Source organism: Zoogloea sp. 1C4, from assembly GCF_009469605.1.
Classification (GTDB): domain Bacteria; phylum Pseudomonadota; class Gammaproteobacteria; order Burkholderiales; family Rhodocyclaceae; genus Zoogloea; species Zoogloea oryzae.
Window position 1 is genome coordinate 242,025 of record NZ_SSXU01000001.1, and the last position, 14,305, is coordinate 256,329.

The following is a 14,305-nucleotide window of genomic DNA, read 5'->3' on the forward strand; positions in this document are numbered from 1 at the left end:
CATGCCGGCAACCCACGCCGCGGTTGAGCCGAAGCACGGTAAAGACGCCAATTCGCGGGTGGGCGCGGCCCATGCGCCCGAAGAAGCAGCGGCAGACCACCTCGCCGAAACCCTGGTGGGCACATCGGCGCCGGTAAAACTCGACTGCCCCGCCTGCGCAGCCGGCCCGAAGCCTTGCCCCGCCTGCGCGGCAGCGGCAAACCAGATCCGCCGCAGCGCCACCGGCCCCGGCCCGACGGCAGCGCCGGGCTCGGTGGGCAAGGCCCTCGCCCAGCCCGGCGTGCCGCTGCCGGCCGGCCTGCGCGACCGCTTCGAACGCCGGCTGGGCACCGATCTCGCGCCGGTGCGGCTGCACACCGGCCAACCCGCCGCAACCGCCGCCCGGGACATCCAGGCCCGCGCCTTTGCCGCCGGCCCGTCCATCGTCCTCGGCGCCAGGGCCCCGGCGCCCGACACCCCGGCGGGCGAACGCCTCCTCGCCCACGAGGTGAGCCACATCGTGCTGGGCCACGGCGGTGTACGCCGCAATCCGGACGACGCCACCAGCGGCCCGGTGTGCGAGCCCCGCGTGGGCACCTTCGTCCTCGACCCGGCCCTGGCCAACGTCGAGGCGCCGTCGAACATGAGCATCTCGGTGAAGGTCGAGGGCCCCAACCTCACCGGCGCGCCGACGGTGCACCACGTGACGCTCGACCGGCACGTGCTGTCCACCCAGCGGCTGCAGGTGTTCCTCACGCCCGCAAGCGCCGTGTTCGAAACCTGGGTGGAGGCCCAGTCCCAGCCACCGATGACCTCAGCCGGGCCGGTGGCGCCGCGGGTCATCGACCCGCTGGCCCCGGCCTTCACGGCCAGCGGGCCGATCCAGGTGATCGAGCAACGCGGCGAGCACGTGCTGACCGCCACCGCCAACACCGAGACGGCCGCCGCCGGCACGGTGGTGCTGATCAACACCAGTGGCGGCACGGTGCTGCTCGACGCGGGCATGCAGTGCCTGTCGCCTGCCGACGCTCCCGCCCTCGGCGAGGCCATGGCCGACCGGCTGGTGGGCCTGGTGGGCAGCACGCCGATCTCCGAGGCGGTGCTCGCCCCGGGCGCCCCGTCGGGCCACCTGCTGCCCCATCTGGCCGGCAGCGTCGGGATCCTCTCGATCCGCGGCACGGCCGGCCAGGAGACCGACGGCAGCATCAACGCGGTGCTGGCCGCCCAGCAGGGCTACCGCAGCTGGTACGCAGGCGCGCTGCGGGACCAGCTGCAGACCCAGCGCAGCGACTGGGAGCGCACCCAGCCCCTGGCGCCAACCCAGGACGTGCGCGACCAGCGCTGGGCCGCCTACATGCAATCGGTACTGGCGACCGACCCGGTGCTCGCCGGCACCGCGGTGGGCATCGCCCGCAACAGCGGTAGCGCCGCCAGCGCCGTGCTCGACGAGGCCACCGAAACCCGCCGCCCACCTGCCGCTGACGCCAGCGGCGCGCTGGACCTCACCGATTCGGCCTGGGAGCCCGACCCGACACCGGGCCAGATGATCGTCTATGGCGGCAGGCGGATCACCACCTTCCCCGCCGCCGGCTTCGTGCTGCGGCCAGCCGCCGCGCCGCTGCACGACCCGGTTCCGGGGCTTCACGCCTCTGGCCCCCAGGGGCTCGCCCCCGCCAGCCCGCGGGCCGTCACGCCCTGGCTGGCCCTGCCGGCGGTGGGCAAGGAAGGGCTCACCCAGGCGCGGCTGGGCACCGGCCTGTCGATCCTCATCGACGCCGGCGGGCCGCGGGCCATCACCATGGCCGCCGTGGCCCAGATGCAGACCCAGCTGGGCGTCACCAACATCCAGCAGATCCTGCTCACCCATGTCCACGATGACCACACCCGCCAGCTGGTCGAGCTCATCAAGGCCCACAACATCCAGGCTGCCGATCTGGTCACCTCCAGCGGCTGGCGCCAGGCCGGCACGCTGCGGGAACTCACCACCACCACCGACCCGGTGCTGGTGGGGCTGGGCTACGGCTCAGGCTGGAACCCGACCATCGCCGTGGGCGGCAGCGGGGTCCAGCACACCCGGGTCGGCACCGGCGCGGGCCAGATCGACGTGTATGCCCGGGCCTCGGCCCACCAGGATCTCGACGCCGCCTACACCGCCCGGGCGACCGGCGCCCGCCGCTCGGTGCCCTCACCGATGGAGGACAGCGCGGGCTTCCTGTACGTGCATGGCAACGAGAGCTCGCCCACCCGCCACGCGGTGTTCGCCGACTTCCGGGGCGAGGACATCACCGGCCTGCGCGACGGCATGGGCGCCACTGCCTTTGCCGACGCGATGCGCAATGTGCGGGTCGTGTCGGGGCTCGGCCATCACCTGAGCAGCGCCGCCGGGCGCACGCCGGGCGACATCGAGGGCATGAACCTGCTGCTGGAGCAGACCCTCCAGCGTAACGGCGAGCTCACCCTGCTGATCCAGAGCCGCGAGGGCTTCGCCTTCGACGGCCCGTCCACCCGCACGGGCTCGGAGGGCGCGCTGCTCGACTACCTCCAGCGCCAGGGCGTGCGGGTCGTCTTTGCCGGTGCGCCGACCGGCACCACCAGCACCGACACCGCCACCCTCGACAGCAACCGCGGCCTCAACGCCCCGGCGCCCGGGGCCAGCGGCACCGGCATCCAGGTCTTCAACGCCGATCCCCAGCTGCAGGCCGCCTATCGCCGGCTCAACCTGTTGCGCGAAGCCCTGCGCACCGTCGGCGAGAGCCCGGAGTTTGCCGCCCAGGCGCTGGAGCAACCGGGCCAGACATCCGCCCAGCTCCAGACGGCCCTGCAGGCCGACATCACCCGCATCGAAACCCTGCTGGCCGAGCTGCGCGGCGTGGCGGCCGCCGACCTGCTGGATGCCCGCGCGCCCAACCCCGGCGGCCGCGACCACACCTCCGCCACCAACCGGGCCGCATTCCGCAGCCGCATGTCGCCCGGCGGACGCAGCGCCACCGATATCCTGACCGATCTGGCCCAGGTGCAGCCGGCCGAGGCGGCCCTCAATCCCGCGGTCCAGGCGCGGCTGCAACTGGCCCTCGACCACGGCCGGGCCATCAGCCTGCCCACCGCCTTCGCCGCCATGCCGCGGGATCTGGCCACCGCCGCCGAAGCCCTGCCGCCGGCCCAGCGGGACGCCCTCGGCCGCCAGTACCGCGAACTGGCCGACCTGACCCGGGCGCTGGAATCCGGCCAGGTGCCGGCCGACCGGCGGGTGGACGTGCTCGCCCGGGCGATGGCCCTGCGCGACCAGCTGCAGCAATGGCAGGGCAGCGCCGCCGAGGGCCAGCGGGCCACGATCGGCGGCGAGCTGGCCCGCGTGGAAGGCATCGTCAATACCCTCAAGGCCCAGGCCCACACCGACGTGATGACCGACCGCGACGCCCAGGGCCGCATCACCCGCACCGAGTTCATCCGCATGGGCGGCACTGCGCCGGCCGGCGCCGATGCGGCGGTGCGCGGCTTCCACGCCGTCGGCCAGGCCATGGGCGCGATGATGGTGATCCATTCGGTGCAGGAGGCGGTCACTGCCGTCGCCGGTGGCCCGGACGGCAACGCCAGCGTGCCCGAGCGCCTGCTGCACACCGCCCACGCCGCCTACGGCATGCACATCGGCGTGCGCATGGCCACCGCCAGCCTGCGCCAGGCGGCCGCCGGCAGCGGCGGCGTGGCCACCTGGGAGTTCGCAATCCTGGCGGTGTTCGAAGTCGGCGCCGCCGCCACGGCCGACTACCAGAGCGCCGAAGAACGCAACGCCGCGGTGGCGAGCTCCGCCATCCACGCCTCGGTGAACATGCTGTGCATGATGGCCGGCCAGAGCATCATGGTGGCCGGCGCCGAGATGCCCAGCCATCCGCTGATCAAGGCGGGGGTGATGGGCCTCGGCCTTGCGGTGACCATGGCCGGCGAGAAGATCCTCAGCCTGTTCGGGCTGGACGAGCGCGTCGAGCGCTGGGCATCCTACCCGCCGGGCTCGGTGACCGAGGTCAATCAGAACATCAACCGCACCCTGGGCGATTACCGCACCCTCATCGGCAACCGTCGCCTGCAGGCACGCACCGACGAAGAGCTGCGCCAGCTCGGCGTGACCGACGTGAGCGCCTTCCGCGCCGCGGCCCAGCGCGACGCCGCCAAGCTGCGCGCCGATCTCAGCGCCAAGGAATCCGAACTCACCGGCCTGTTCGAATCGGCCTACGGCGACGCCAGGGGCGCCTGGGTCGGCCTGCCCGTGCTCGACCAGCAGGCCGCCGAATTCACCCGCCTGCGCGCCGAGGCCCGGGGCAACGACCCCGACCCGAACCGCGAAAACCTCGACGCCCGCTGGCGGGCCATCGACGCAAAGCTCGACATGAGCAAGGCCGGCACCGGCGAGATCGACCGGCTCTCCCAGTGGGCCACCCTGGACGAAGAGCTGGACACCGTGGAGTCGCTCCTCAACACCACCCCGGTCGACCACGCCAAGCTGTTCACCCACCTCGAACGCGTCCACCTGACGCTTGAGAACGCCCGCTACCGCCTCGCCCCTCACGGCGGCCCGCGCAGCACCGCGATGCTCCCGGAAGGCAGCCCGGGCCGGGCCCGTTACGTGAATCTGCTGGAAAAGCGGGAGCGGCGCGACCTGAATCTCCAGGTGGCGCTCGCCAGCGCCTCGGGCCACGAGCTACCCGTCCAGGCCACCCTGTCGGACATCTCGCCACCCGCCGCCCTCGCCCGCCTGCGGGCTGTGCGCGCCGCCTACGACGCCGAGATCAACGAAGCGGCCAGTCAGCTCCCCAATCTTGGCAAGCGCGCGCTGTGGAACGACCTCGCCGCGCTCACCCGGGCGGCGGAAGACGCCAACAACGCCCATCCCGACCTGTTCAACCAGCTGCGCATGGCCGAAGCCGCGCTCCAGGCCGCGGCAACCCAGGCCCGCAGCGCGCCGTCCCAGGTCCAGCCCCCGCCCGCGCCCGACATCGGCCCGCCGGCACCGGCCTTCGTACCCGCCAATCTGCGTTTCGAGATCGACACCGAGGTGAACGCGGCCTTCCTGGCCATGGAGCAACGCCGGACCCACCATGGCCTGATCTTCCGCACCGAAATCGATGCGTTGGTCGTGCAGCAGAGTGCCCGGCAAGACACCCTCCTCGCCGCCCGCATCGACGCCGGTAACGCCGCGCCGGGCACCCTTCAGGCCCGCCCGTTCTCCGAAGAGGAAATCAACGCGCTGCGCCAGGGCGACCTGGCCGATCAGGGCAGCAGGCTCACCTCCACCGCGCACCAGCTCGGCGAACAACGCCGCCTGCTGATGCAACTTCGCAGCGACGAGGCGCGGACGATGGATTACACGCGCATGAACCGCTCGATGGAGCGCCAGTTCGCGGGCGTATCCAACCCCTACCGCTACCTGAGCACGGGCCTGTTCGACACCTACCCCGAGGCCAGCTACGACGCCAGCCTCAATCCTGTGGTGACGGGGGCCGGCAAATCCACCTGGGGCGCCAACGGCACCTTCGGCGGCCCGGCCATGTACACCGTCGTGATGCCCATCAACGCCGACGCGGTCAAAGCCTTCGGCCCGAAGCCCATCGCCATCCGCCACTCCGACTTCAAGCGCCTGCGCCCCGAAGACGAGGCGCGCTACAACGCGCCCGTCCGCCAACCCTGAACCCACCTCGTCGCCCCATGAACCCAGCCGCCACGCCCCACCCCGCCATCACTGCCGCCTGGAAGATGCTCGAACTGGCCCGGGCCGGGTTCGCGCTGCCCGTGATCGACGTGGAAACCGCAGCCTGGGTGCTCGGCCTGCACGGCGAGGTGACGCCCCCGCTGCCGGAGCCGGCCCACACCCACGCCCGGCTGGCGGCAGCCCTGGCCGCCGACGACGCCGCAAAAGCCACGGCGCTCCTCCACGACCGGCTGCCCCGCCCGGGCATGGAACGGCTGCTCATCCACGCCTGCCACCTGGGCGGCCACCGGCATGCCGACGCCCTGCTCGACGTGGCGCTGGCCCATCCCGCCGCGTGGTTCAACGGCGCGATGCTGGCTGGCACCAGCCGACCGGCCGAACTGCTGGCGCGCCTGGATGTTTCCCGCGGGCAGCCCCTGTCGATGCCCGACATCGTCACCATCGCCGAACTCGTCCTGCGCGGCCTGGACGCCGGCCAGCCCTGCCCCGCGGCCGAAGCCCTGTGGCAGCCGCTGGCAGATGCCCCCGACGCCCTGGCCCGTCACCCGCAGTTCCGCACGGCCCACCTGCGCTTTCTCGCCCGACGCGATCCGGCATCCGCCCGCACCCAGCTGCTGCGCTACGCCGAAACCTACCCCCGGAGCGATCTGTATGTCGGCGCCGTGGCCGTGCTGGCCCGGCTGCTCGCCACCGATCCGGCAGCCGCGGTGGCGCTGGTGGCCGCGTCCGACGAAGAAGCCGATGTGTCCGTGTGGCTGCCCGCCCTGTGCTGGCGATTCGAACTGCCCGCCGCCGCCCACCCGCTCGTCACCCGCCTGCTCGACTCCACCGATCCGGAAACCGGCCTCGATCTGGTGACAGCGCTGGCCCGCACGCCCAACGTGGCGTGGCTGCAGCGCGCATGGAAGAACACGGAAGGTCTGGCGGATCGGGACGAGCGCATCGTGAGGGCCATCGCCCCGGCCCTGATGCAGCTCCACGCGGCCGGGCTCACCGCTCAGGCCGATACATTGACCAGCCTCGCAGACGAATGGCTGGGGGACGCCCGGGTCATCGACGGCCAGCTGCCGGCCACCGGGCTGCTGCGCGTGCTGGGTGCGCCCGGCCTGCCGCCCCTCGTGCCCTGGGGCAAGGGATTCGCGCTGCCCTGAGCCCGCCGGGCCGGCACAAACCGGACGCACAAAATGAAAAAGCCACTCGTTTGAGTGGCTTTTTCACGGGAATTTATGGTCGGGGAAAGAGGATTCGAACCTCCGGCCCCTGCGTCCCGAACGCAGTGCTCTACCAGGCTGAGCTATTCCCCGACTCGACCCTGACTGCCATGCATCTGCAAGGCTTCAAGGTATTTCGCGTAACGCCGTTATTACTTGTGGCGCCCTGGAAAGACCGCGATTATGTACGAACTCTGCAGAAGGTGCAAGAAGATCGACACATTTCTTCAAGCCGGAGCCTTGCTCAGCCCGGCCGGCAATCAGGCCAGCGTGGTGCCCGGGTGGGTTGCCGCGACTTCCTCGTGTTCCCATTCCTTCACGGTTTCGGACAGGAGACGGGCTTTTTCGTGGGCGTCCGGGGCGTGGTGATGTTCGCGCTCGAAAGCCTCCAGCGCATCGTGGCAGGCCTCGGCCTTCGAATGGGCATGGGTATGGGGCATGATGAACCTTCCTTCTGAATGACTGAAACACGGCAATGCAAACTGTATGCTGCACCGCACAACGCGATTCTAGCCACCATTCCAAGACAATCGCAAGCTCGTTTTGCACCGCAACAACCTGCGCAAGCGCCGCCAGCGTGACAAACTCGGCACCCGACCCTTCCTAGTGGAATACCATCCCCAGCAACACTGACTCATCGAACCCGGTCGCCAGCCTCGGCACCGTCCTTCTCCGACCGACGAGGGAAAAATGTCCGTCTCTTTACTCAGCCGGATCATCGTCACGTTTATCGCTGTCGTTCTGGCGTGGCTGGCCAGCAATGCGCTGGCGGCCGATGCCGCGCCGCGCTCGCTCCATGTGGTGAGCGACGACAACTATCCGCCTTACCTCTTCCGCAACGCCGACGGCAAGGTCGAGGGCTATCTGGTGGATCTGTGGCAGCTTTGGCAGTCGCGCACCGGCATCGAGGTGAACCTCACCACCACCAACTGGGCCGAGGCCCAGCGGATGATCGCCGACGGGCGCGCCGACGTGATCGACATGATCTACCGCACGCCCCAGCGGGAAGCCCTCTACGAGTTCTCCGCGCCCTACGCCGATCTGCCGGTGGCGATCTACACCCACACCACCATCGGCGGCATCAGCGGCGTGAGCACCCTCAAGGGTTTCGAGATCGGCGTTCAGTCGGGCGACGCGTGCATCCACCGGCTCAACGCAAGCGGCATCACCACCCTCGTCGAGTACCCCAACTACACCGAACTGATCGCCGCCGCCCAGCGCCAGGAGATCAAGCTGTTCTGCCTCGACGAGATTCCGGCCAACTTCTACCTCTACAAGGCCCAAGCCCAGGCCGACTTCCGCAAGGCCTTCGACCTGTACCAGTGCCAGTTCCGGCGGGCCACCCGCAAGGGCAACGTCGCCACCCTGCAGCTCGTCGAGAAGGGCATGGCCGCCATCACCCCGGCCGAAGACGCGGCCCTGCGCAAGAAGTGGTTCGGCACACCGCTGGATCTCGGCAGCTACGGCCGTTACATCATCTGGGGGCTGATCGCGGCGGGTGGCATCGGCCTGCTCCTGATCGTCTGGAACTTGACCCTGCGGCGTCAGGTTGCCAGCAAGACGCAGACCCTCAACGCCACACTGAACCAACTGCGCCAGGCCCACGCCGCCGCCAGCGAAGCCGAGCAGAGTCTCGCCGCCACCCTGCAGGCGATCCCCGACCTGCTCTTCGAGTTCGACACGGGCGGGCATTACCTCAACGTGTTCAGCAACCAGGACGAGCTGCTGGCGGCCTCGCGCAGCAACCTCATCGGCCTGCACGTCTCGACCGTACTGCCGGCCTCGGCGGCCTGCACGGTGGTCGAGGCGATCCAGGCTGCAGCCGCCAACGGCCAGGACTACGGTCGCACCATCCGGCTCGACCTGGGTGGCAGCGACCACTGGTTCGAGCTTTCCGCCGCCCGCAAGCGCACCGAAGGCGGTGAGCCGCGGGTGCTGATCCTGTCTCGGGACATCACCGAGCGCCGCGAAGCCGAGCGCGCCCTCCTTGCCGCCAAGGAGTCGGTGCTCATCGCCGAGAGCACCCGCCACTTCCAGGCCCTGTTCAACGCGGCGCCGGTCGCCCTGGCCTACTGCAAGGGCGAGCACATCGAGTCGATCAATCAGCGCTTCATCGAGCTGTTCGGCTACCAGCCGTCCGACATTCCCACCCTTGCCGACTGGTGGCAGCGCGCATACCCCAACCCGGCCTACCGCAGGCAGGTTCAGGAGACCTGGAACGCCGCCCTCGACCGGGCCGCCGCTGCCGGCGGCATGCTGGACAGCATCGAATATCAGGTCACCAGCAAGGATGCCCAGGTGCGCAACCTGCTGATCGGCGGCCAGCTGCTGGACGGCGGCTTCATCGCCACCTTCACCGACATCACCCTGATCCGCGAAGCCGAGGCGGCCCTCAAAGCGGCCAAGGACGCCGCCGACGCCGCCAACGTGGCCAAGAGCTCCTTCTTGGCCAACATGAGCCACGAGATCCGCACGCCGATGAACGCCATCCTTGGCTACACCCATGCCCTGCGGCGCGGCCAGCTGTTGCCCGAACAGGCCGACCGGCTCGACAAGATCGAGGACGCCGGCCACCACCTGCTGGCGATCATCAACGACATCCTCGACATCTCGAAGATCGAGGCCGGCAAGCTGGTGCTGGAACACACGCCCTTCCACCTGGGCTCGATCGTCGATTACGTGCGCTCCCTGATCGCCGAATCGGCCGATGCCAAGGGCCTGCAACTGCGGGTGGATTACGACGACGTGCCACCCCAGCTGGTGGGCGACCCGACCCGCCTGCGCCAGGGCCTGCTCAACTTTGCCAGCAACGCGGTCAAGTTCACCACCGGCGGCACCATCACCCTGCGCAGCCGGCTCGAAGCCCGCGACGGCGACCGCCTGCACGTGCGCTTCGAGGTGGAAGACACGGGCATCGGCATCCCCGCCGACAAGCTGCCCGACCTCTTCCAGCCCTTCCGGCAGGTGGACGCCTCCACCACCCGCAAGTACGGCGGCACCGGGCTCGGCCTTGCCATCACCCAGCGCCTGGCCCGGCTGATGGGCGGCGACGCCGGGGTCGAAAGCACCCCGGGCGTTGGCAGCCTGTTCTGGTTCTCCGCCAATCTCGAGGTCGGCACCGGGCATGTCGAACATCTGGCCCTCGCGCCCTCCGGCGCCGAGGCCGGGCTCCGCAGCCGCCACGCCGGCGCGCGCATCCTGCTGGTGGAAGACGATCTGGTGAATCAGGAAGTCGCGTTGGAGCTGCTGAGCGAAACCGGGCTGGTGGTGGATCTCGCCGAAAACGGCCGGATTGCCCTCGAGAAAGCGTCTGAATCGGGCTACGCCGCCATCCTGATGGACATGCAGATGCCCGAAATGGGCGGCCTCGAGGCCACTACCCGCATCCGCGCCCTGCCCGCCCACCGCCTCACGCCCATCATCGCGATGACCGCCAACGCCTTCGACGAAGACCGGGAGCGCTGCAGCAAGGCCGGCATGAACGACTTCATCGCCAAGCCGGTGGAGCCGGAAATCCTCTTCGAAACGCTGTTGCGCTGGCTGGGCTGACCCGGCGCCTCAGCCCAGCTCCGCCAGATCGGCCGGCGTATCCACGTCCTGCAGCACACCGGGGTCGTCCGTCCCGATGGCGATTAGTAAGCCGGCGTTGCGCCGGATGATCGAACGGGCGCCTTCGTCGCCCTCAAGCGCCATCAGCGCATCACGCCAGCGGGCCGCAAAGCCCACCGGATGCCCGCGCTGGCCTGCGTAGGTCGGCGCTGCCAGAGCGGCACCACTGGCGATGGCATCCGCGACTGAACGCAGCGTGTCCACGTGGATGCGCGGCATGTCGGCCAGCGCTACCAGCCAGCCGTCTGCATCCGGGCTTGCCGCCACACCAGCGGCCAGGCTGTAGCCCATGCCGTCATGGGCGGCGGCAGAGCGGATCACCGTCAGCCCCTCGGCTTCGATCAGCCCGGCGAGTTCATCCTGCTCCGGGCGCAGCACCACGATGCTCTCGGGGCACGCGGCATTCAGCGCGCGGGCGGCGGCCACCGCCACCGGCGTGCCGTCGGCCAGCGGCTGGCGCAGCTTGTCGGCCCCGAAGCGCCGCCCCTGACCGGCCGCCAGCAGCAGGCCGACGATCCGCGCCACCGGTTAGCCCAGCCCGCAGCCAGCGCTGGCCGGCGTGGCGGGTTCGGGGCGGATCACCGCCGCGCCGTTCTTCACCGCGGTCATCTCGGCGAGGATGGACACCGCGATCTCCGGCGGCGTGCGGCTGCCGATGGGCAGGCCGATGGGGCCGTGGAGCCGCCCGACCTCGCCTTCCGACAGGTCGAAATATTCCAGCAACCGCGCCCGCCGAGTCGCGTTATTGACCCGCGAGCCCAGCGCCCCCACGTAGAAAGCCGGCGACTTGAGCGCTTCGAGGAGCGCCATATCGTCCAGCTTGGGGTCGTGGGTGAGTGCGACGATGGCGGTGTGGGGATCGGGAAGCATCGCCGTCACCACGTCGTCGGGCATGCCGGGCACCAGCGGCGCGCCGGGCACGTCCCACTCGGCGGAGTACTCCTCCCGCGGGTCGCACACGCTCACCGCGTAATCCAGCGCCTGAGCCATCGGCGCCAGATAACGGCCGATCTGCCCGGCGCCGATGATGAGCAGCCGCCAGCGCGGGCCGTGGATCGTCGACAGGCGCCGCCCGTCCCAGACGAGCGCCTCGCCCCGGCAGGCATCGGCAACACTGACCGCGCCGGTGTCGATGTCCACGTCGCGCCGCACCAGCTGGCCGGCCTCGATGCGGGCCGCCAGATCGGCGAGCCGGGCCATCTCCAGCGCCGGCTCCACCACCAGCTCCAGCGTGCCGCCGCAGGGCAGGCCAAAGCGCGCCGCCTCGTCGCGGGTCACGCCGTAGGTGAGCACGAAAGGCTGGCTGCCGGCGATGCGGCCATCGAGCATTCGGGCGACGAGGTCGTCCTCGATGCAGCCGCCAGACACCGAGCCCTGCACCCGGCCATCATCCCGCAGGGCCATCCAGGCCCCCGCCGGGCGCGGCGCCGAGCCCCAGGTGCGGGCCACGGTGACGAGCGCCGCCCGGTGGCCGCCCGCCGACCAGCGTCGCAGGGCCGCGAGCACCTGCAGATCCTGGCTATCCATGATTTGCCTCCTTCCGGCAAAGCGCGTGTCGCGGGCAACCGAAGCCGCCCACAGCACGCGGGGCGATTGTCATCAGACTTTCAGCGCGTCGGCCTGGAAAGGCAGCCGGGTAAGCCACCGCCCGGTGGCCGCGGCGATCGCGTTGGCCACGGCCGGCGCCACCGGCGGCACGCCGGGCTCGCCGATGCCGGTGGGGTTCTCGGCAGACTGAACGATGTGCACCTCCACCTTCGGCATCTCGTTGATGCGGATCGGCGCGTACTCGCCAAAGTTGCCCTGCTCCACCACGCCGTCCTTCAGGGTGATCTCGCCGTGCAGCGCGGCCGACAGGGCAAAGCCCACCGAGCCTTCCACCTGGGCGCGCACGTTGTCCGGGTTGATCGCCATGCCGCAATCCACGGCCGAGACGACGCGATCCACCTTCACGCTGCCGTCGGCAGCCACCGTCACCTCGGCCACCTGGGCAACAAAGGAGTGGAAGGATTCATGCACCGCCACGCCGCGGCCTCGGCGCTCGCCGGGCTTGCCGGCTGCAAGCGGGGTTCCCCAGCCGGCCTTGTCGGCAGCGAGCTTGAGCACCGCCGAATGGCGCGGATGCTTGGCCAGCAGCTTGAGGCGCATCGCAACCGGGTCCTGCTTCGATTCAGCAGCGAGCCGGTCGAGGAAGGTTTCGGTGGAATAGGCGGTGTGGGTCGAGCCCACCGAGCGCCACCACAGCACCGGCACGCCGATGTCCTTGGGGGTGTGCAGCTCCACCTGCAGGTTGGGGATGGCGTAGGGCAGGTTCGCCGCGCCCTCCACCGACACCGCGTCGATGCCGTCTTTCACCATCACCGACTCGAAGGCGGAGCCGGTGATGATCGACTGGCCCACCAGCCGGTGGCGCCACGCGCGGATGCTGCCTTCGGCATCCAGCGCGGCCTCGATGCGATGGTGGAACATCGGGCGGTAGTAGCCCGCCTTCATGTCGTCCTCGCGCATCCACACCAGCTTGACCGGGGCCTTGGTGCCGCTGGCCTTGACGATGGACGCGGCCTCGCGCAGGTAGTCGGACTGGGTGCACGCCCGCCGGCCGAAGCTGCCGCCGGCGTAGAGCATGTGGATCGTCACCTTCTCGGGGGGCAGGTCGAACATCGCCGCCAGCGTAGCCTGATCGACGGTCTGGAACTGCTCGCCGTTCCACACGTCCAGCCCGTCGGCGGTGCGCTGCACGACGCAGTTCATCGGCTCCATCGCCGCGTGGGCCAGATACGGGAAGTCGTAGCTGGCGGTGACGACCTTGGCTGCGCCAGTGATGGAGCCAGGGGCGTCGCCCTGGGTGCGCGCCACGAGGCCCGGCTTGCCGGCCAGCTCGTGGTAGCGGGCGAGGATCTCGTCGGAGCCCAGCTTGAAGGCGGCGCTGTCGTCCCATTCGACTACCAGCGCATCGCGGCCCTTCTTGGCGCTCCAGGTGTCGCGGGCCAGCACGGCCACGCCGGCGGGCACCGTCACCACATCCACCACGCCCTTGATGGCCTTGGTCTTGCTGGCATCCACCGACTTCGCCTTGCCGCCAAAGCGCGGCGGATGGGCGACCACCGCCACCAGCATGCCGGGGAGGTGCAGATCCTGGGTGAACTGGGCCGAGCCGTCGGTCTTGGCAGCGCTGTCCTTGCGGGGCGCGCGCTTGCCGATCAGGCGGAAATCCTTCGGGTCCTTCAGCGCAACCTGGGCCGGCACGGCCTCGAGGGCGGCGGCTTCGGCCAGCTCGCCAAAGCTCGCCTTGCGACCGCTGGCGGCGTGGCGGACCACACCTTCGGTCACGCTGATCTCGGCGTCCGGCACGTTCCACTTCTTGGCTGCGGCGGAGACCAGCATCGCCCGGGCGGTGGCGCCGGTCTGGCGCATCTGGCCCCAGGAGTTGGCCATCGCGGTGCTGCCGCCGGTGCCCTGGGCAGCGCCGAAGAACAGGTTGTTGTAGCGCTTGGCGTCGGCCGGTGCGCCCTCCACCTTCACCTGCGCCCAATTGGCGTCGAGCTCTTCGGCGACGATGGTGGCGAGGCCGGTGTAGGTGCCCTGCCCCATTTCCAGGTGCTTGGAGATCACGGTGACGGAGTTGTCGGCGCCGATGCGCAGGAAGGGCGTCGGCGCAAAGCTGGCCGCCGCGGCACCGGTAGCCGCAGTTTTGGCGGCGTGGCCGATGCCCGGCACGGCGAGGCCGAGGGTGAGGCCGGCAGCGCCCTGCAGGAAGCCACGGCGGGAAAGGTTTTCGATGGGGTTGTGGCGTTCGGTCGTCATG

The 14,305-nt window shown here is 70.3% G+C and carries 7 protein-coding genes and 1 tRNA gene; 3 read left to right on the forward strand and 5 right to left on the reverse strand.

Going from position 1 to position 14,305, the window contains the following annotated elements:
• Position 1: 1 nt before the first annotated feature.
• Both GH681_RS01005 and GH681_RS01010 read left to right on the forward strand, forming a co-directional pair.
• Entirely contained in the window at positions 2 to 5,659 is a 5,658-nt protein-coding gene (locus GH681_RS01005; protein WP_153159595.1) for a DUF4157 domain-containing protein, read from the forward strand.
• A 17-nt stretch (positions 5,660 to 5,676) separates the two neighbouring features.
• Positions 5,677 to 6,831: a hypothetical protein gene (locus tag GH681_RS01010; RefSeq protein WP_153159596.1), complete on the forward strand. Its 1,155-nt coding sequence runs from the start codon at positions 5,677 to 5,679 to the stop codon at positions 6,829 to 6,831.
• Between the two features lie 76 nt (positions 6,832 to 6,907).
• Here GH681_RS01010 and GH681_RS01015 read toward each other — a convergent pair.
• Positions 6,908 to 6,984: transfer RNA gene (locus tag GH681_RS01015), tRNA-Pro, on the reverse strand.
• Between the two features lie 167 nt (positions 6,985 to 7,151).
• Complete coding sequence (locus tag GH681_RS01020) at positions 7,152 to 7,331, reverse strand: hypothetical protein (RefSeq protein ID WP_153159597.1); 180 nt, start codon at positions 7,329 to 7,331, stop codon at positions 7,152 to 7,154.
• Between the two features lie 250 nt (positions 7,332 to 7,581).
• Between GH681_RS01020 and GH681_RS01025 the strand changes: the two genes are divergently transcribed.
• Positions 7,582 to 10,440: a transporter substrate-binding domain-containing protein gene (locus GH681_RS01025; RefSeq protein ID WP_153159598.1), complete on the forward strand. Its 2,859-nt coding sequence runs from the start codon at positions 7,582 to 7,584 to the stop codon at positions 10,438 to 10,440.
• 9 nt (positions 10,441 to 10,449) lie between these two features.
• Here GH681_RS01025 and GH681_RS01030 read toward each other — a convergent pair whose 3' ends face one another.
• The 3 genes from GH681_RS01030 to GH681_RS01040 all read right to left on the reverse strand — a co-directional run bounded on the left by GH681_RS01030 (position 10,450) and on the right by GH681_RS01040 (position 14,304).
• On the reverse strand, positions 10,450 to 11,025 hold the full coding sequence (locus GH681_RS01030) for an NTP transferase domain-containing protein (RefSeq protein WP_153159599.1): 576 nt from the start codon (positions 11,023 to 11,025) through the stop codon (positions 10,450 to 10,452).
• A 3-nt stretch (positions 11,026 to 11,028) separates the two neighbouring features.
• Complete coding sequence (locus GH681_RS01035; protein ID WP_153159600.1) at positions 11,029 to 12,027, reverse strand: XdhC family protein; 999 nt, start codon at positions 12,025 to 12,027, stop codon at positions 11,029 to 11,031.
• A gap of 72 nt (positions 12,028 to 12,099) precedes the next feature.
• Positions 12,100 to 14,304 carry a xanthine dehydrogenase family protein molybdopterin-binding subunit gene (locus GH681_RS01040; protein ID WP_153159601.1) on the reverse strand — a complete coding sequence of 735 codons (2,205 nt, stop codon included), beginning with the start codon at positions 14,302 to 14,304 and terminating at the stop codon, positions 12,100 to 12,102.
• Position 14,305: the final 1 nt, after the last annotated feature.